The organism is Pseudomonas sp. P20, assembly GCF_016463925.1.
Classification (GTDB): domain Bacteria; phylum Pseudomonadota; class Gammaproteobacteria; order Pseudomonadales; family Pseudomonadaceae; genus Pseudomonas; species Pseudomonas aeruginosa.
Genome location: NZ_JAEMVM010000002.1, coordinates 354733 through 371165, shown reverse-complemented (window position 1 = coordinate 371165; position 16433 = coordinate 354733). Strand labels below are relative to the sequence as shown.

The window sequence follows — 16433 nt, the reverse complement described above, 5'->3', positions numbered from 1 at the left end:
CCTTTCGGTTTCTTTTTCGACTCAGCGCGACGAACGGTGAGCGGGCCCACAGCCCGATGCACGGCATCGCCTGGAAAAGATGGATGTTAACGGCCTGAGGTCACGCCCCGTAATGACAAATAGGTCTAGGGCCGTCTCGCCCGCTGGACTAGGCTGTAAGTTCCCCTGCGGAGGTGACGCCGATGAATACGCCGATCTTCTACGAGCTATTCCGCAACCACCCGCTGCATGCCCCGTCCGCCCGGACCCTGGCGAGCATGCTGGCCCTCGGCCTGGCACTGGCCGGGGTATGGGCCCTGCTGCTGGGCTGGGGCATCGGCCTGGGCATCGACAACTTCGCCATGTACTTCGGCTGGACCGCCCTGCTCATGACCATCCTCCTGGTCGCGCTGTTCCTCGGCGCCACGCTGTTGCGCATGGAAGCCATCTGGCTGGCTTTCCTGCTCGCCCTGCCCCTGCTGACCAGCCTGACCGGCTGCCTGGCCCTGGTCGGTGCCGGCCCCGAATGACCGCGTTTCAGACCATGGTCGAAGACCGATTGCAGTAATTCCCCTTCCCGCAGGGTCTATCCTTGGGTAAGAGGAGGACGAACCATGACTCCCGAATCCTTCGTCACATTGCTGATCGTCGCCTGGCTGGGCCTCGCCGGCGTCACCCTGTGGGCCTTCCTGCGCGTGCCGCGTCGGCGCGCACGCCTGCAACGCAAGGCACGGCAAGCCGAAAACCGGCATCCCGCACGGCCGCCACAGCCTCTTCCGCAGCGCAGCTGAAGCCGCCATGCCGACCGGTCACGGCAGGAAGGCGTGCTGGGAAACCCCCAGCAACAGATAGGCCGCCAGCACGGTGAACGCGAGAAAACCCACGACGTAACGCAGCATCCCGACTCCTGTCAGTCATTTCATCCCTGATACTGACCCGAACGACCTTGCATCGTTCTGCGCCAGCCTGCCGAAGCGCCGAACGGGCAGGCCAGCCCTGGCCTTCCCTTCCGACACGAGCGGGGGCCGGTCGATCCTCGCCCAGCCCCCTCGAAGCTTCACTCTAGCACTCTCGCCCACCCTGCCGGAGGTCTCCGCCAGGATTCCGGACGAACCGTTCAGCCCGCCATGTAGCTCGGCAGGCCGCGCTCCTGCAGACGACGCAGGGTGCCGACCACATCCACCGGCAGGCTCCCCGCCTCCAGGGCCAGGTCACGGCGCACGGCGTTGATGAACCAGTACATGCGCTTCTCGTCGGCCAACTGGGCGGCGGACACCACGCGACGGGTCACGATCTCTTCGCCGTTGCGCAGGGTCAGGAGGGCGCCGCCGTCCGGACGCATCTGGGTGGATACGGCAAAGGTGGCCTGGAAGGCATCGAACAGCATCTTGATGGACTTTTCCATGATCGTTTATCCCCTCTTGCATGAAAACCGACCGCGAACTTCAGCGCAGCCGCAACACGGGGAAAGGTGGCAGCTTTCATGCCAGCCACATGGAAAATTAAAACCATTCAAAATCAATAACTTGTGAAAATACTCAGCGAAGCGGTCCGTGCAAACTGCAAGATCGTGCGAAATGCATCATGCGATTTGCCAGCAGGCTCAGTCGGAAAACAGCGGCCGGCCCCGCGCATCGAAGCCGCGCACCCGGTACAGCGCCGCTTCCGCCAGCGACAGCGCGGCCGCCGGACTCTCGCACGGCGGCTGGCCCGGCAGCACCAGCCATTCGGTGCGTCCGTCGTCGATGCTGGTTATCTCGATCTCGGCCAGATAGCCACTGTCCTCGCGCAACCAGGTGGCGCGCAGTTCGAACTCGCCAAAACGCCTGCCGGACACCCGCCAGCCTCCCTTCGGAAAAGTCGTCGCAGTGTAACCAGGCCGGGCGTCGATCAGCCAGCCAGGTCGGCCAGCGCCTCGCGCTCCTCTTCGCGCAGGGTCAGGACCCGGCAACCCCGCTCGGTGACCAGCACGGTGTGCTCGTACTGGGCCGACAGGCGGCGGTCGCGGGTGGTCACGGTCCAGCCGTCCTTGTGCAGCCTCACCGCGTGGCCGCCCTGGTTGATCATCGGTTCGATGGTGAAGGTCATCCCGGCCTTCAGCCGCGCACCCGCGCCAGCGCGACCGAAGTGCAGGACCTGCGGCGCCTCGTGCATCTTGCGGCCGATGCCGTGCCCGCAGTATTCGCGGACCACCGAATAACCGTTGGCTTCGGCGTGACTCTGGATGGCATGCCCGATATCGCCGAGGGTGGCGTCCGGGCGCACCACGCGGATCGCCCGGTACAGGCATTCGCGGGTGACGTCGAGCAGCTTCTGCGCCTGGCGGTCGATGGCGCCGACCCGGTACATCTTGCTGCTGTCGCCGAAATAGCCGTCCTTGATCACCGTGACGTCGACGTTGACGATATCGCCGTCGCGGAGGATCTGCTGCGCCGACGGCCAGCCATGGCAGACCACCTCGTTGACCGAGGTGTTCACCGTGAACGGATAGCCGTACTGCCCCTTGCTGCCGGGAATCGCCGCGAGGGTGTCGACGATGTAGCGCTCGCAGAAGCGGTCGATCTCTGCCGTGCTGATGCCTGGCCGCACCACCTCGTCGAGGGCTTCGAGGACTTTCGCGGTGAGCGCGCCGGCCACGCTCATGCGCTGGATTTCCTCCGCGCTCTTGATCATCCCGAGATCCTCGCCGCGTCCTGCTCGCGGCGGTCGCTTTCGCGCGCTTCGTCCATCAATTGGCGTAGCACCTGCGCATAGGTCAGGCCGGGATTGGCTTCGATCAGCATGCCGATGCGCATCCAGTGCTCGGCCTGGGCATTGATCGAGCGCGACATGGCCTTGCAGGCGATGCGCGCCTCTTCGTGCAATTGCTCGGAAATCTTCACCAGGCCCACACTACACCTCGACTACAAAACATATACGGAACGTATACTAACCATCGCATGGACGCGGCGCAAACGGGAAGGTCCGCCCCTCGCCTGGCCATGGACTGGCCACGATTGGCATCTCCTGCAAAATCAGTAACATGCGGATTTTTTTGGAAGTTGCCGCATGCTTTCCCGTTTGTTTGTAGGCCTTTTCGCCCTCCTCCTCGCCAGCGCCGGCCAGGCCAACGCCCCGCGCACGTTCTCCGAAGCGAAGAAAATCGGCTGGAAGCTCTACGCCCGGCAATCCGTGGAGTTCTACTGCGGCTGTCGCTACTCGGGAAATCGTGTCGACCTCGCCAGTTGCGGCTACCAGCCGAGGAAGAACGCCAACCGCGCGCGGCGCATCGAGTGGGAACACATCGTCCCGGCCTGGGTGATCGGTCACCAGCGACGCTGCTGGCAGAACGGCGGGCGGAGCAACTGCGCGAGGCACGACAGCACCTACCAGCGCGCCGAGGCCGACCTGCACAACCTGGTGCCGAGCATCGGCGAGGTCAACGGCGACCGCAGCAACTTCGGCTTCGGCTGGCTGCCGCAGAAACCCCAGCAATACGGTGCCTGCCCGATGGTGGTGGACTTCAAGGCGCGCAAGGCGATGCCACGCCCGCAGATTCGCGGGATGATCGCCCGCACCTACTTCTACATGAGCGACCGCTACGGCCTGCGCCTGTCGAAGCAGGATCGCCAGCTCTACAACGCCTGGCACAAGCAGTACCCGCCACAGACCTGGGAGCGCCAGCGCAACCACATGGTCGGCTGCGTGATGGGCTGGGGTAATCCCTATGTCGGCCCGGTGGACCTGGCGACCTGCAGCAACCTATCCTCGCGTCGACGCTGACCTCCGCCGGAGTAGCCCATGATCTTCCGCACCCTCGCCCTGCTGCCGCTCTGCGCCGCCCTGGCGTTCGCCGCCGACGCCGGGGAGCGCCGCTTCGACTGCACGGTGGTGGCGATACACGACGACGCCAGCCTGGGCTGCCGCCTGCCCGGCGCGAACAAGGCGCTGCGCATCCAGCTCGACGCCGTCGAGCTACCGGCCGCCGAGCCCTGGCGTCGGCGCGCCCGGGAAGCCCTGGAAGACATGCTGCTCGGCAAATCGGCGACCATCCGCGAGCAAGGCCGCGACGCGCGCTTCCGCATCCTCGGGGCGGCCTGGGTGACCCCGGCCGACTGCCCCACCTGCGGACATACCCTGGATGCCGGGCTGGCCCTGCTGACCATTGGCCTGGCCAGTTGGCGCGACGCGCCGGACAGCGGCCAGACGGCCGAGGCGCGCGGCCAGTACCGGTTCGCCGAGGAAGAAGCGCGGGCGCGCAAGGCTGGCCAGTGGCGACCGCGCGACGCCGCTCCTAGAGATGAATCTCCGCGAACTTGATGCCCAGCCCGCGCAGCTCCTTGACCGCGTCGTCGAGCCGGCGGAACGACATCACCTCGTCGCTCTCGTCGACCAGGAAATAGCTGCGCCCGCCGTCCTTCTTGAAGAACACGATCCATTCCCTGGCCAGGGTGGGATTGGCGATGATGTGGGTCGCCGAGATCTTCCCTGCCGCCTGCCTGTCCCGAACCTTCTCGCGCTTCATTGCCTTCCCGTCAGCTGTGTGGAAAGGCGGAATTATCGCATCATCGGTTCCCGCGGCGAAAAAACTCAACGTGCCGCCATCGCCATTTCCATGCCCGGCACGGCCAGTTCCCGGCGGATACTGCGGATCAGCCATTCGGTCTCCGGCGGCGCGCTGAGCTGCGGCGAGGGTATGGTGCGAGCCACGTAGCGGCCGTCGGCGGCCTGCAACTGCAACAACAGCGCGCCGTCGTGGCGGCTCTTGCTGGACAACTGGAACTCGGGAAAGGCAGCGGCGATTTTCTTCAGGTCGACAGACATGGTGCGCTCCATTTCTGAGAAGTTGGACGGAGGCCCGCCGCGCGGCGGGCAGGCGCAGTCTGGCTAACGGATGCGACCGAATGATGACGCCGTCGACGAACCAATTCGCCCGCCGTGGCGTCCCAGAAAGGACGCGACGAATTTCACTCAACGGAAAACGCCTGGCGGCAAGCGGCCATCGGTGGTCGATCGTCATCGGCACGCACACAGCAAGGAGATGGAATGTTCCGTACGGCTTATCGGGAAATAGGCCTGTTCGGCCTGGTCAAGCGCACCGTGAACGAGTTCCTCGAGGACGACATGCCGACCTACGCCTCGGCCCTCGCCTACCAGATGCTGTTCTCGCTGTTTCCGTTCCTGCTGGTGCTGATCACCCTCGTAGGCTACCTGCACCTGCCGGAGTTCTTCGCCTGGCTGCGCGAGCAGGCGGCGTTGCTGCTGCCGCCCGAGGCGATGGATCAGGTCAACCCGGTGATCGACCAGTTGCAGCAGCAGAAAGGCGGCCTGCTGTCCATCGGTATCGCGGTGGCGCTGTGGACCTCCTCGGCGGGCATCCGCTCGATGATGATCGCGCTCAACGCGGCCTACGACGTGAAGGAGAGCCGCCCGGTATGGAAGCGCTTCTCCCTGTCGATCCTCTACACCCTCGGCATCGCCCTGTTGTTGCTGGTGGCGGCCGGCCTGATGGTCACCGGGCCGCAGGTGATCGCCTGGATCGCCGGCCTGGTCGGCCTGGAACAGTACCTGGTGACGCTCTGGACCTGGCTGCGCTGGCCTCTTGCGGTGTTCCTGCTGATGCTCGCGGTGGCGCTGTTCTACTACCTGGTGCCGGATGTCGAGCAGCGTTTCCGCTTCATCACTCCAGGCTCGGTGCTCTCGGTGATCGCCTGGATCGCCGCGTCCCTCGCCTACGGCTTCTACGTGAAGAACTTCGCCAACTACAACGCCATGTACGGCAGCATCGGGGCGATCATCATCCTCCTGCTGTACTTCTACCTGTCGGCGGCAGTGGTGCTGTTCGGCGCCGAGCTGAACGCGGTGATCGAACACCATTCGGAAGACGGCAAGGACCCTGGCGAACGCGAACTTCCGGACAACGACGACCCCGAACTCAAGGCTTGAGCAGGGCGTCGGCCTCGCTGACGCTGGCCTTGCCGGTGGCGCGCCGGTACAGACACAGCTCGCGGCCCTGGCGGCCCTGCATGTGCGGCTGCGGATAGCGGCCCTGCAGGAGCAGCGCCGAATAGCCCACCTCATCGTCGAAGGGCAGTACCTGCCCCACCGCGCGTACCTGGCGCAAGCCGCTGGCTTTCAGGCAGGCGGCACGCACCATGGCGTCGTGCGCCTGCCACGCCTCGGCCGTGGAAGCCCAGGCCGGCGCCGAACCGAGCAGCAGGCAGACCAGCGATCCCGCAACCACCCTCGACATTGCGCACCTCGCATCGCCGGAAACAGGCAGGAAAAGAGAAGCCCCCGGGACCACAGCGGCAACTAAAGGCCCCGGGGGCGATGAGGCGGCAGTTACACCTCGCAGCAATGGACATTGCCCCGCGAAAAATAGTTCTACGCTCGCCGACGAAGCGCTCAGCCGGCCCAGCCCAGCACCAGCGCAGCCAGGGCCAGGTAGCGGAGCGTCTTGGCCAGGCCGACGATCAGCAGGAAACTCCAGCAGGGCTCACGCATGATGCCGGCCACCAGCGTCAGCGGATCGCCGATGACCGGCACCCAACTGAGCAGCAGGGTCCAGCGGCCGTAGCGGCGATAGTGTCGCTGCGCCCTGAGCAACTGCACCTCGCCCACGGGAAACCAGCGGCGACCGCGGAAATGCTCGAGGTAGCGACCCAGCCACCAGTTGACCCAGGAACCCAGCACATTGCCGACGATGGCCAGCGCCAGCAGCCACGCGACCGACTGGCCGCCGCGCAGCAGCAAGGCGGCCAGCACGGTTTCCGACTGCAACGGCAGCAGGGTCGCCGAACCGAACGCCGAGAGGAACAGCCCGGCGTACGCGGCCCAGTCAGTCAACACCGAACGCTCCCAGCGCCATTCGCATCCCCACTCCAATCCGAAAAAAACTGACCTGGGACAGCCGTCCCGAGGCCGGCGAAGCATACCCTGGCAGGCAAGGGCATTTCCCCGGTTATCCGAAAAGGAGGCAGGCCATGTTCATTCCCGGCCATCTGCATCTCGCCTCGGCCAGCGAAGTCGACCGCCAGGCATTCGATATCCACCTGCGCTACCGGGTCCTGGAGGCCGAGGCCCGCCCGGTGGCCGTACACTTCGACATGGAAGGCCGGATCGACGGCCAGCCTTTCAGCGAAAGCTTCGAACTGCCGCGCGACGCCGCCGTGCATTTCGCCAGCCGTGCCAGTCGCCTGGCCCGGCGCCACGGCCTGCGCTTGCGGCAGGGACCGATCGTGCGCCAGCGCCGCGAGTACGACGCTATGTTCGACGACCTGCGCCGACGCCTGAAACTCAAGAGCGGCGAAGCGATCGACCTCGACCGCTACCTGCGCGGCGAGGCCGGGGCATCCTGAAACGGCTCTCCCGCATGCTACGGAAGCCCCCGACGCAGGCCATGCCGTGCAACTTTCAGCGAAGCGGGCGACTCCATACCTAGGTAACCATCCTCGTCAAGGAGACCGACATGACTCTGAAAACCCGCTCCGCTCGCGCCAAGCAGGCTATCCAGGACCAGGCCATGGCCGAACTGCAGGACCTGATCGCCGAGGTGGACCAGTTGATGAGCGGCACCGGCAGCCTGGCCGGCAAGGAGGGCGCGAACCTGCGTGAACAGATCAATTCCGTGCTGCATCGTGGTCGCGACGCCATCGAGCGCACCCGCCGCGGCGTGGTGCAACGCAGCCAGGCGGCCGCCGAAGCGACCGAGGAATACGTCGAGGACCATCCCTGGCAGACCATCGCCGTATCGGCCGGCGCCGGCTTCCTCCTCGGCCTGCTGGTGGGCCGCCGCTAGGGCGTTTCCGCAGGCAACAGAAAGCCCGCGCTCGGCGGGCTTTTCGGCAAGGCAAGGGCCTTGGCTCAGGCGGAGATCGCCGCCTCCAGCGGCCAACTCAGTTCCCAGGTTCCCTTCAAGGCTTCCGCCTCGTCACGGCTGGTGAAGGGGCCGGCCCACATGGCGCCGTCCACCATCAGGATCCAACAGGCCAGCAATCCCTTGCTGCGCAGCGATTCGGGAACGGACGTCCCCACCAGCACGGCGACTTCGATTCTGGACATAGGCTGACTCCGGTTATCATTAGCTTGCTAATAATAAGCGCCCGCCCCTTCGCCATGAAGCACGCCGCGCACAACAGTCTTTTTCATCTGCGACAAAATTACCCACCCCCGGCTCCCACGGCGGCCCTGCCGTCCCGCCGGCTATAGTGGAAAAACAGCGAATCCAGGAGGAACCGTCATGGACACCAGCCCGCACACCTTTTCCAACCTGTTCCGCCAGTTGGGGCTCCCCGCTGGGCGGGACGACATCGTCGCCTTTCTCGCCCGGCACCACCTCGAGGAGGGCACGGCGCTGCCCGATGCGCCATTCTGGAACCCTGCCCAGGCCAGCTTCCTGCGCGAGGCCCTGGCCGAGGACTCCGACTGGGCCGAACAGGTCGATGAACTGGCCTTGCAACTGACCCGCTGAAAAAACGCAAACTGATGCGCTGACGGCTCTATCGTGCGGAACTTGCTATGAGTTGGCGGGGAATTTCAAGTCACCGGCATCGATAGCCACTATCAGTCCAAAGCATTTTTCCCCAGCGGAGCGGCGTGAGATCGTAGCGGCGTCGGGAGAACCCCAAGTCCCCGACGCTCCTTTGAAGACCATCGCCCTCCCCCGCAGATGGTCTTTTTTTTGCCCGCGATTCGGCCGTGCCCCGACCGGCTGGCCCAGGACATGGAACATTCCGTTACGTCCCCCACTGAACTTTTCACCCGTGCCTCGGTGTCTTACCCTGCTCGCGTTACCACGTAAGGAGAACCTCAAGGACATGAAAGCACTACTGATCGCCGCCGGCGTTGCCGCTCTTTCCAGCACCGCCATGGCCGCCAAACTGGATGAAAAGGTTCCCTACCCGAAGGCAGATGCCGGCTTCACCCGCCAGGTCATCCACCTGCCGAAACAGGACGCGGAAGACGCATTCAAGGTCGAGATCATCGCCGGCAAGACCCTCGAGGCCGACTGCAACCAGCAGCGCCTGGGCGGCGAGCTGGAAGAACACACCCTGGAAGGCTGGGGCTACTCCTACTACCGCCTGGACAAGGTCAGCGGGCCGATGAGCACGATGATGGCCTGCCCCGGCCAGAAGAAGGAGCAGCGTTTCATCCCGGTGGTCGGCGAAGGCTTCCTGCTGCGCTACAACAGCAAGCTGCCGATCGTGGTCTATGCGCCGAAGGACGTGGAGGTCCGCTATCGGATCTGGTCGGCGTCCGAAAAGGTCGAGAAAGCGGTCAGCGAATAAACGCCGCGCATGAAAAAGCCGCCCACGGGCGGCTTTTTTCGTTGCGCCGGCGTCAGCCCGGCACCAGGCCGATGTTCAGGCCGGAGTCCACGGTGATCCGGTAATGCGTGGTCTGCCCGTTCTGCACATGCACCACCTGCTTGGGCGCCTCGCCGCGGCAGATCCCATCGCCCTGCACGGATACCACCCGCAGCCCCGCCGGAAGACGGAAACGCGCGCTCTCGCCGGCCTGGATCTCGGCGGCCAGGCGGCTATCGATGATCAAGCGGGTATTGCAGACGCTGCCGAGAAACTCGCGGTCCCGGGAAACCACCAGGAAGGCGTCGCCGTCGTCACGGAACTGGTAGTTGTACAAACGCTCCTTCGGTACCTGGTCCGTCTCGTCGAGCGAGGGCGTCGATGTCGAACAACCCGCCAGCAAGACGGTCCCCAGTAGCATCCCCAAAATCCGCATAGTGACCCCAATCCGTTCATCGAAATGCCGCACCCCATCCTCGCCGGGGCAGACCTTCATGGCTTGCGGTCGTACTTCCTCCCTGAACCGGCACCACAGCGCACGTCCGTCTAAGGTAGGCGATTTGCCCCGGCCAAGGCGAGCGCGAATGGCGCTGAAGAAAAAAAATCCTCAGACGGAGGCCGCCTCGCCGGCCGGCAACGCGGAAGTCGGGAGGCCGAACAGGCGATCGAAGGCCCAGTTGAAGAGGAAGGTGTAGCACGGGATCAGGACGATCAGCGCCAGGTCCAGCCAGAACGCCTCCAGCAGGGAAATCCCCATCCACCAGGCGATCAGCGGGATCAGGTAGACCACCAGGGTCAACTGGAAGCCGATGGCGTGCGCCACCCGCCGCGCAATGCTGCGTCCGCGCACGGCCTGGCGCCGCTCCCAGAACTCGAACAGGCAGTTGTAGATGAAGTTCCAGGTCACCGCGACGGTGGTGATCACCACCGCCAGGGGGCCGGTGGTAGTGGGCGTGGAACCGGCGAGCAGGGCCAGCCCCAGGGTCGAGATACTCATCCCGATCAATTCGTAGGCGGTCACGTAGACCAATTTGCGCTTGATGCCTTGCACGTGGACCTCTTGGGCGTGATAGCGGAAAGGCGGGCAAGGTTGGATCAATTTTCTTGACAGAAAAAGTCAGCAGCTTTCAGATCTGCTGATAGGAGAATTGCCATGAACTTTTCCAGCGATACCATCGAGCTGTTCCTCGCCGTCCTCGACCGCGGCTCCTTTTCCGGCGCCGCCCGTGCCTTGGGTCGAGTGCCTTCGGCGGTGAGCATGGGCATCGCCAACCTGGAGGCGGAACTGGGTTTCGCCCTTTTCGAGCGAACCCACCGCGAAGCCCGTCCTACGGCGCTGGCCAGGGCCCTGGCACCGCAAGCGCGGATGATCGCCGAGCAGCTCGCCCAGTTGCAGGTGCATGCGCTGGAACTCTCCCAGGGATTGGAAAGCCGCCTGTCGCTCGGCGTGGTTGCGGACATCGACAGCGGGCGGCTGTTCGGCGCCCTCCGCACCCTTTCCGAGCGCTACCCGCTGCTCGATGTCGAGGTGCTCAGCGCGGCGCAGGACGATGCCCTCGCCCTGCTCCATGGGGGCCGCATCAGCCTGTGCTTCGGATTCGCCGGCATCAGCGTGAACCCGCAGGAGCGCTTCCAGTATGTCGGCGCGGAATCGCTGGTCGCGACCATCTCGCCGCGCCATCCCGCCCTGCAGAAGCCGGGGCAGGCGCTGTACCTGGAAGAGCTGGTGAACGTGCGGCAGATCCTGGTGGCCAGTTGCGACCTGCCGTTGGCCGACACCCGTCCGCTGATTGCCGGCGCCTGCTGGCGCACCGACAGCCTGGGCACGGCGCTGGAAATGGTCGAGGCGGGGATCGGCTGGGGCAATTTCCCGTTGTCCCGGGTCGCGCCGCTGCTGGCAACGGGAAGGCTGGTACGCCTGGACTTCAGGAATACCAAGAACGAGCTGAAACTGCCTGTCCACGCTATCTGGCTGAAAAACCAGCCATTGCGCAAGGCCGCCCAGGAACTGGTTGGCATGCTGGCCACCCGTCCCGATTGAAGCGTTATGCAATGCACTTCACAGAAAAAACGAGACCCGTCACGCGAATCGCCGCACAAGCCGGCTCCCCGGCCTCCAGTACTTGATCTCGATCAAGCGCAGCGCCAGCCATAGGCAGATGATCGTTCTGCGGCCATCCTCCGTTTGCGGCCGTAGAGCTCCGGACACTTCATGCTAGGGGGGCCGGAGCTCTTCCCTCTTCCTCGCGGCTCAGGAACAGGTCCTGGCCGCATCGATGAAGGCCCCGCGGGTGACCCAGGGCTGCTGGTCATGGATTCGCACCAGGCTGCCACCCCTCGCCGGCTGCACCTCCAGCCACTGACCGGCGTCCGCCAGGCGATAGCCGCGGCCTTCCTCCACCAGCGCCACGCCCGGCGCCTGGCGTTGCCACTTGGGCAAGACGCACATCGCGTAATCGTAGGGAGCCTTGCTGGTGCTGGCGGCCAGCGCCGGGGCGTTCGAAGCGGGAGGCGAGGCACAGGCGGACAGGGCCAGGGCGGCGAATACAGCGATAAGAATCTTCATGTCACGTCCCTCTTTGTCGATCCGTTCACGATTCGACGGTATCACCGCCCAAAGCGAGAACTGCAGCGACTTCGCGGCATGGTACTTATCGATAAGGTTGATATTGCAGGCGCATGACGAAGCGATCCGGCAACGCCCGATTCAGAGCCTATGGAAGGGGCTCTCCTTGCACTTTGGTTATTAGCAAATGACTCGAAGCTTTCTTGGATCGAACAATGTTCTGGTATTGTTGCGCCGCCAACGGGAGAAACAAGAAACCAGAACCGCCACGCACGGTAAATGGGACAAATGACTCCCGTGCACTTCGAACCTTGCGCTTCCTTCAATTTCAGCGCACATCAAGCCAACAACCAGGAACAATAAGATGTTGAAGAAAAGGATTTGCCTGCTGGCACTGGGCATCGCGACTGCAAGCCAGGCGATGGCCAATGACCAAGAAGCAGCAAAGGGGTTTGTCGAGGACAGCCACCTCGATCTGTTCTTCCGCAATGGCTACATCAGCCGTGACTACAAACATGGCCGGCAGGACAAGGCCGAATGGGGCCAGGCCGCCACTGCCACCTTCACCTCCGGCTTCACCCAGGGGACGGTGGGCGTCGGTGTCGACGCGTTCGGCCTGTACGCGGTACGCCTGGACGGCGGCAAGGGTCGTAGCGGCGCCGCCGGTATCGATTTCTTCAAGCAGGGCGACAGCGGCTCCGCGGCGGACGATCTGTCCAAGGGCGGCGCGGCGGTGAAGTTCCGCATCTCCAACACCGTGCTCAAGTACGGCGACCAGATGCCCAGCCTGCCGGTGCTCAGCTACGACAACTCGCGCCTGCTCCCGGAAAGCTACAGCGGCACCCTGATCACCTCCAAGGAGATCGAGGGCCTGGAGCTGAACGCCGGTCGCTTCACCGCGGAATCCCGCAAGAGCGCCGAAGGGCGCGACAGCGGCGGCCTGAAGAGCATCAACGTGTTCGGCGGCAAGTACGCCTTCACCGATCACTTCAACGCCTCGTTGTACGCTTCCGACGTCGAGGACGTACTGAAGAAGCAGTACATCAACCTGAACTACACCATCCCGCTGCAGGCCGACCAGTCGCTGAACTTCGACTTCAACGGCTATCGCACCAAGCTGGACAGCGACTTCGCCGACCAGAACTTCAACGGTAACCGCGACAACAAGATCTGGAGCCTGGCGGCGTCCTACACCATCGACGCCCACACCTTCATGATCGCCCACCAGCGCAACACCGGCGACACCGGCTACAACTACGGCTGGTACCAGAACGCCGGCGGCATCGGCGACGGCGGCACCACCATCTGGCTGGCCAACTCCTACTGGTCGGACTTCAACGCCGAGGACGAGCGTTCCTGGCAGGTCAGCTACGCCCTGGACTTCGCCAAGTACGGCGTGCCCGGCCTGACCTACCGCGTAGCCTACGTGCGCGGCGACAACATCAAGACCGCCGAGACCAGCAACGGCAAGGAGCGCGAGATCTTCAACCAGGTCCAATACGTGGTGCAGAGCGGTCCGGCCAAGGACCTCACCCTGCGTCTGCGCAGCTCGTTCCTGCGTGTCTCCAACGACGCCCGCTCGTACAACGACGACGGCAACGAAATCCGTGCCTTCGTCGAGTACCCGTTCAGCGTGTTCTGATCGAACCTGCGAGCGCGACGAGAACCCCGGGCCAGTCCCGGGGTTTTCTTTTTTGCGTTTCGTGCGCCAGTTCAACCTTATCGGGTAGAGCCGTACAGCTTCGGAAAGCCAGTGATAGCATTCGCTCTCGCTTGCCATTGCTTATCGATATCGACAATGCCGTTCCGGAAACACCTTCTGCTCCCCCTCCTCGGTCTTGCCCTGCTGCTCGGCGGTTGCGGCCCTAGCGTCAGCTACTCCTACATTCCGCCGACCAGCGATGCCGGCCTGCACTGCGTGAGCCAGTGCAATGCCGAGAAGCGCCAGTGCAAGACCCTCGCCAAGCTGCAGCAGCGCCAGGACGAGGCGCTCTACCAGGCGCAGAGCACGGCCTACAACTACTGCATGCAGAACAGCGACAAGAAGAAGCGCAAGTCCTGCCCCTACCCGCAGCGCAACTTCGATTTCGGCGACGACTGCCAGGACGAGTACCGCAGTTGCTACCAGTCCTGCGGCGGCACCATCCGCCGCATCGTCCACCAGGACTGAGGCGCGACGTCCGGCAGGCATCCCGGACGTGCGGCAATACCGTCAGGCGAAGACGAAGTACTTGCGCACCGTCTCCACTACCTCCCAGGTACCACGCAGGCCCGGCTCGATGACGAACACGTCGCCCGCCCTCAGGTGCACCGGCTGCTCGCCTTCCGGGGTGATGATGCAGTAGCCGTCGAGGAAGTGGCAGAACTCCCAGCGTTCGTAGTTCACCTCCCACTTGCCCGGCGTGCAGATCCAGGTGCCCATCAGCTTGCTGCCGTCCGCCGAGGCGTATGCGTTGAGGTTGACGGTATGCGGATCGCCGTCGATCCGCTTCCACTTGGTGGCGTCCAGCACGGGTACGGGACAGGTATCGCGCAGTACGGTGATGAAATCTGACATGGTCGCTCCAGGAAGGCAGTGGATGAATGCCTCACCATAGGGCCACGCGCGGGGTGCCGGTTGTCTGGGTTCGACATCCGCCTAGCTGAAAGCGCTAGGCGGCCCGGGCACTCAGCGACGCCTGCCATTCAGCGCTGCCAGCAGGTCGCAGACCATGATCAGCAGCAGCATGGGTACGGCGAACGGAAAGAACGCCAGCGCCGCGTATTCGTAGGCCTGGCCCGTCCACCACAGGCAAAGGCTGGCGACCGCCACGAGCAGGAAGCTGGCGGCGACGATGAACTTGCACAAGCGCGAGGCGAACCTGAGCGTATCGTCCACGACGAATCTCCTTCGGCGACTCCCCCGCAGTCTGCCGAAACCGCTCTGTCCCGGCGGTGACGCAAGAATGACGATTCGGACAGAATTGTTACGCCTGCCGCAAAACTTCATTCCACTTTGTTAGCTGGCTAATCAAATTCCCCCTTGATATCGTCTTTTTCGCCAGATCCCCAAGGCCTGGCAAATGTCCCTTGTACAGGCCATTACCAACCCTCCCCCCGCTTGGTAATGGCCTTTTTTTCCCTTCTGCCGTAGTCCATGGAGATCGCATGCCACGCATTGTCCTGGTCCTGGGTGTGCTGCTGGTCAGCGCCTGCGCACAGCCTGTCACGCCGGACTCGATAGTCGAGGAATCGTTTTCCCGCAGCGCCAGCGAACGCCAGCTGGAAGAGCTGAACCGCCAGGGCCTTCCCTACGAGCAGTACCGGCTGCGCCGCCAGCGCATTCTCGGCCGCTGATCCCGGCACCGCGCCTAGCGCTTCTTCGGCACCACCGCCCGCACCGCCTCGCAGACGACCAGCCCGACCATCAGCGGGATCAGCAGCGGCAGGATCGACATCGAGAGGTTTTCCGCTCCCGAGCTGAGGAGAAACGGAAACTGGCTGAGGAAGGCGACCATCGCCAGGCTGAGCAGGATCAGCAGGCCGTAGAGGCATGACGCCAATTTCAGAGCTTTTTCCATGACCGGGTAGAAAGTGAAGGATTCGGAAGAAAATCTACCCGCCCCGCTCCCCCGGTATGGCGAGAAGCAAGATTTTTTCAGATTCGGGTGCCCCGAAAAGACGCGAACCCGACCGACCGATCACCCCTCCATGCCCGTCGCGACAACCCGATCGGTCGGGTCCGGACTTGCAACATACCGCCGTGCCGATATCACGTCGCCTACCGGAACAAGGAGTTGTTCTTTTCGACGAACGTCCTCGCCTCCCGCTATCGCCCGCCCATCGCGACCTCGTATGCTCGCCGGGCGATGCCTCATGCCAGCAACCCTCACCCACAAGGGAGCAACACGATGAGCAACCTGCCTGCGATCATCCTGGTCCACGGCTTCTGGGGCGGCGCCGCCCACTGGAGCAAGGTCATTCTCGAACTGAAACGCCTCGGCCACGACAACCTGCATGCCGTCGAACTACCGTTGACCTCGCTGGCGGACGATGCCGAGCGGACGCGCAAGATGATCGCGCAGCAACAGGGGCCGGTCCTGCTGGTCGGACACTCCTATGGCGGCGCGGTGATCACCGAGGCCGGCAACCAGCCGAATGTGGTCGGGCTGGTCTATATCGCCGCCTTCGCCCCCGACAGCGGCGAAAGTCCCGGTGGCATCACCCAGGAGCACTTGCCCCTGGCCGCAGCGAACCTGGCGCCGGACAGCGATGGCTATCTCTGGGTGAAGGCGGACAGGTTCCACGAAAGCTTCTGCCAGGATCTCGCTGCGGACGAAGGGCTGGTCATGAGCATCACCCAGAAGGCTCCGCTGGCCAGCACTTTTGGCGATGCCATCGGCAGCCCGGCCTGGAAGAGCAAGCCCTCCTGGTACCAGATTTCCAGCGCCGATCGCATGATTGCGCCGGAGAACCAGGAGCGGATGGCCGCGCGGATCGCACCGAGGAAGATCGTCACCCTCGATGCCAGCCACGCGTCACTGGCCTCGCGAGCGAAGGAAGTAGCGGCGCTGATCGACGAGGCCGCCGTGGCCACCGCCCACTAGCGCCGCGCAGGACGC

The 16433-nt window shown here is 64.1% G+C and carries 29 protein-coding genes; 14 read left to right on the top strand and 15 right to left on the bottom strand.

Annotated features, from left to right (window positions below):
* Nucleotides 1-182 precede the first annotated feature (182 nt).
* Both JHD77_RS02885 and JHD77_RS02880 read left to right on the top strand, forming a co-directional pair.
* On the top strand, nucleotides 183-509 hold the full coding sequence (locus JHD77_RS02885) for a hypothetical protein (RefSeq protein WP_003090681.1): 327 nt from the start codon (nucleotides 183-185) through the stop codon (nucleotides 507-509).
* An 84-nt stretch (nucleotides 510-593) separates the two neighbouring features.
* Nucleotides 594-770 carry a hypothetical protein gene (locus JHD77_RS02880; protein ID WP_003099098.1) on the top strand — a complete coding sequence of 59 codons (177 nt, stop codon included), beginning with the start codon at nucleotides 594-596 and terminating at the stop codon, nucleotides 768-770.
* A gap of 326 nt (nucleotides 771-1096) precedes the next feature.
* Here JHD77_RS02880 and JHD77_RS02875 read toward each other — a convergent pair whose 3' ends face one another.
* The 4 genes from JHD77_RS02875 to JHD77_RS02860 all read right to left on the bottom strand — a co-directional run bounded on the left by JHD77_RS02875 (nucleotide 1097) and on the right by JHD77_RS02860 (nucleotide 2870).
* Nucleotides 1097-1384 (bottom strand): DUF3509 domain-containing protein, encoded by a 288-nt coding sequence (locus tag JHD77_RS02875; protein ID WP_003090684.1) that lies wholly within the window; start codon nucleotides 1382-1384, stop codon nucleotides 1097-1099.
* A 198-nt stretch (nucleotides 1385-1582) separates the two neighbouring features.
* Entirely contained in the window at nucleotides 1583-1816 is a 234-nt protein-coding gene (locus tag JHD77_RS02870; RefSeq protein ID WP_003090686.1) for a hypothetical protein, read from the bottom strand.
* Between the two features lie 53 nt (nucleotides 1817-1869).
* Complete coding sequence (gene map / locus JHD77_RS02865) at nucleotides 1870-2652, bottom strand: type I methionyl aminopeptidase (protein ID WP_031755493.1); 783 nt, start codon at nucleotides 2650-2652, stop codon at nucleotides 1870-1872.
* On the bottom strand, nucleotides 2649-2870 hold the full coding sequence (locus tag JHD77_RS02860; RefSeq protein WP_003090688.1) for a ParD-like family protein: 222 nt from the start codon (nucleotides 2868-2870) through the stop codon (nucleotides 2649-2651). The genes map and JHD77_RS02860 overlap by 4 nt, the downstream gene beginning before the upstream one ends.
* Before the next feature lie 157 nt (nucleotides 2871-3027).
* On the opposite strand from JHD77_RS02860, the gene JHD77_RS02855 reads away from it, so the two are divergent.
* Together JHD77_RS02855 and JHD77_RS02850 are read left to right on the top strand one after the other, a co-directional pair.
* Complete coding sequence (locus JHD77_RS02855; protein WP_031755492.1) at nucleotides 3028-3741, top strand: endonuclease; 714 nt, start codon at nucleotides 3028-3030, stop codon at nucleotides 3739-3741.
* A gap of 18 nt (nucleotides 3742-3759) precedes the next feature.
* Nucleotides 3760-4278 carry a thermonuclease family protein gene (locus JHD77_RS02850; protein WP_031755490.1) on the top strand — a complete coding sequence of 173 codons (519 nt, stop codon included), beginning with the start codon at nucleotides 3760-3762 and terminating at the stop codon, nucleotides 4276-4278.
* Here the strand turns inward: JHD77_RS02850 and JHD77_RS02845 are convergent.
* The gene (locus JHD77_RS02845; RefSeq protein ID WP_003090795.1) at nucleotides 4253-4483 is read right to left on the bottom strand and encodes a hypothetical protein; all 231 of its coding nucleotides are present in this window, start codon (nucleotides 4481-4483) and stop codon (nucleotides 4253-4255) included. The two genes, JHD77_RS02850 and JHD77_RS02845, sit on opposite strands and share 26 nt — an antisense overlap.
* Before the next feature lie 65 nt (nucleotides 4484-4548).
* On the bottom strand, nucleotides 4549-4782 hold the full coding sequence (locus JHD77_RS02840) for a DUF3509 domain-containing protein (protein ID WP_003090796.1): 234 nt from the start codon (nucleotides 4780-4782) through the stop codon (nucleotides 4549-4551).
* Between the two features lie 222 nt (nucleotides 4783-5004).
* Between JHD77_RS02840 and JHD77_RS02835 the strand changes: the two genes are divergently transcribed.
* The gene (locus JHD77_RS02835; RefSeq protein ID WP_003090797.1) at nucleotides 5005-5904 is read left to right on the top strand and encodes a YihY/virulence factor BrkB family protein; all 900 of its coding nucleotides are present in this window, start codon (nucleotides 5005-5007) and stop codon (nucleotides 5902-5904) included.
* Here the strand turns inward: JHD77_RS02835 and JHD77_RS02830 are convergent.
* Together JHD77_RS02830 and JHD77_RS02825 are read right to left on the bottom strand one after the other, a co-directional pair.
* The gene (locus JHD77_RS02830; protein WP_003108875.1) at nucleotides 5894-6211 is read right to left on the bottom strand and encodes a hypothetical protein; all 318 of its coding nucleotides are present in this window, start codon (nucleotides 6209-6211) and stop codon (nucleotides 5894-5896) included. The two genes, JHD77_RS02835 and JHD77_RS02830, sit on opposite strands and share 11 nt — an antisense overlap.
* Before the next feature lie 155 nt (nucleotides 6212-6366).
* A complete protein-coding gene (locus JHD77_RS02825) occupies nucleotides 6367-6810 on the bottom strand; it encodes a YqaA family protein (RefSeq protein WP_003099113.1) in 444 nt (147 codons plus the stop codon).
* Nucleotides 6811-6944: 134 nt separating this feature from the next.
* On the opposite strand from JHD77_RS02825, the gene JHD77_RS02820 reads away from it, so the two are divergent.
* Nucleotides 6945-7319 carry a DUF5064 family protein gene (locus tag JHD77_RS02820; RefSeq protein WP_003090800.1) on the top strand — a complete coding sequence of 125 codons (375 nt, stop codon included), beginning with the start codon at nucleotides 6945-6947 and terminating at the stop codon, nucleotides 7317-7319.
* Nucleotides 7320-7429: 110 nt separating this feature from the next.
* On the top strand, nucleotides 7430-7759 hold the full coding sequence (locus tag JHD77_RS02815; protein WP_003090802.1) for a DUF883 family protein: 330 nt from the start codon (nucleotides 7430-7432) through the stop codon (nucleotides 7757-7759).
* Nucleotides 7760-7824: 65 nt separating this feature from the next.
* Here the strand turns inward: JHD77_RS02815 and JHD77_RS02810 are convergent, their stop codons facing one another.
* Complete coding sequence (locus tag JHD77_RS02810) at nucleotides 7825-8022, bottom strand: hypothetical protein (protein WP_003090804.1); 198 nt, start codon at nucleotides 8020-8022, stop codon at nucleotides 7825-7827.
* A gap of 178 nt (nucleotides 8023-8200) precedes the next feature.
* On the opposite strand from JHD77_RS02810, the gene JHD77_RS02805 reads away from it, so the two are divergent.
* Both JHD77_RS02805 and eco read left to right on the top strand, forming a co-directional pair.
* Nucleotides 8201-8431 (top strand): DUF2789 domain-containing protein, encoded by a 231-nt coding sequence (locus tag JHD77_RS02805; protein ID WP_003090806.1) that lies wholly within the window; start codon nucleotides 8201-8203, stop codon nucleotides 8429-8431.
* Between the two features lie 346 nt (nucleotides 8432-8777).
* Nucleotides 8778-9248 (top strand): serine protease inhibitor ecotin, encoded by a 471-nt coding sequence (gene eco / locus JHD77_RS02800; RefSeq protein WP_003090808.1) that lies wholly within the window; start codon nucleotides 8778-8780, stop codon nucleotides 9246-9248.
* Nucleotides 9249-9300: 52 nt separating this feature from the next.
* On the opposite strand, the gene JHD77_RS02795 is transcribed toward eco, so the two are convergent.
* A complete protein-coding gene (locus tag JHD77_RS02795; protein WP_003114417.1) occupies nucleotides 9301-9687 on the bottom strand; it encodes a hypothetical protein in 387 nt (128 codons plus the stop codon).
* A gap of 186 nt (nucleotides 9688-9873) precedes the next feature.
* Nucleotides 9874-10317, bottom strand: coding sequence for a PACE efflux transporter (locus JHD77_RS02790; protein ID WP_003090812.1), 444 nt, complete (start codon nucleotides 10315-10317; stop codon nucleotides 9874-9876).
* A gap of 102 nt (nucleotides 10318-10419) precedes the next feature.
* On the opposite strand from JHD77_RS02790, the gene JHD77_RS02785 reads away from it, so the two are divergent.
* A complete protein-coding gene (locus tag JHD77_RS02785) occupies nucleotides 10420-11307 on the top strand; it encodes a LysR family transcriptional regulator (protein WP_003099119.1) in 888 nt (295 codons plus the stop codon).
* A gap of 210 nt (nucleotides 11308-11517) precedes the next feature.
* Here JHD77_RS02785 and JHD77_RS02780 read toward each other — a convergent pair whose 3' ends face one another.
* Nucleotides 11518-11832 carry a hypothetical protein gene (locus tag JHD77_RS02780; protein ID WP_003090814.1) on the bottom strand — a complete coding sequence of 105 codons (315 nt, stop codon included), beginning with the start codon at nucleotides 11830-11832 and terminating at the stop codon, nucleotides 11518-11520.
* Between the two features lie 364 nt (nucleotides 11833-12196).
* Here JHD77_RS02780 and JHD77_RS02775 point away from each other — a divergent pair, with 364 nt between their 5' ends.
* Both JHD77_RS02775 and JHD77_RS02770 read left to right on the top strand, forming a co-directional pair.
* The gene (locus JHD77_RS02775; protein WP_003099122.1) at nucleotides 12197-13474 is read left to right on the top strand and encodes an OprD family porin; all 1278 of its coding nucleotides are present in this window, start codon (nucleotides 12197-12199) and stop codon (nucleotides 13472-13474) included.
* A 156-nt stretch (nucleotides 13475-13630) separates the two neighbouring features.
* Nucleotides 13631-14002 carry a hypothetical protein gene (locus JHD77_RS02770; protein ID WP_003160518.1) on the top strand — a complete coding sequence of 124 codons (372 nt, stop codon included), beginning with the start codon at nucleotides 13631-13633 and terminating at the stop codon, nucleotides 14000-14002.
* Between the two features lie 42 nt (nucleotides 14003-14044).
* Here the strand turns inward: JHD77_RS02770 and JHD77_RS02765 are convergent, their stop codons facing one another.
* Entirely contained in the window at nucleotides 14045-14389 is a 345-nt protein-coding gene (locus JHD77_RS02765; protein ID WP_003090818.1) for a cupin domain-containing protein, read from the bottom strand.
* Nucleotides 14390-14500: 111 nt separating this feature from the next.
* Complete coding sequence (locus JHD77_RS02760; protein WP_003090820.1) at nucleotides 14501-14710, bottom strand: hypothetical protein; 210 nt, start codon at nucleotides 14708-14710, stop codon at nucleotides 14501-14503.
* Nucleotides 14711-14979: 269 nt separating this feature from the next.
* Between JHD77_RS02760 and JHD77_RS02755 the strand changes: the two genes are divergently transcribed.
* Nucleotides 14980-15168, top strand: a complete 189-nt coding sequence (locus JHD77_RS02755; RefSeq protein WP_031755488.1) for a hypothetical protein — start codon at nucleotides 14980-14982, stop codon at nucleotides 15166-15168.
* Nucleotides 15169-15182: 14 nt separating this feature from the next.
* Here the strand turns inward: JHD77_RS02755 and JHD77_RS02750 are convergent, their stop codons facing one another.
* The gene (locus tag JHD77_RS02750) at nucleotides 15183-15374 is read right to left on the bottom strand and encodes a hypothetical protein (protein WP_003099127.1); all 192 of its coding nucleotides are present in this window, start codon (nucleotides 15372-15374) and stop codon (nucleotides 15183-15185) included.
* A gap of 348 nt (nucleotides 15375-15722) precedes the next feature.
* Between JHD77_RS02750 and JHD77_RS02745 the strand changes: the two genes are divergently transcribed.
* Complete coding sequence (locus JHD77_RS02745) at nucleotides 15723-16418, top strand: alpha/beta hydrolase (protein ID WP_003119904.1); 696 nt, start codon at nucleotides 15723-15725, stop codon at nucleotides 16416-16418.
* The last annotated feature ends 15 nt before the right edge of the window (nucleotides 16419-16433 follow it).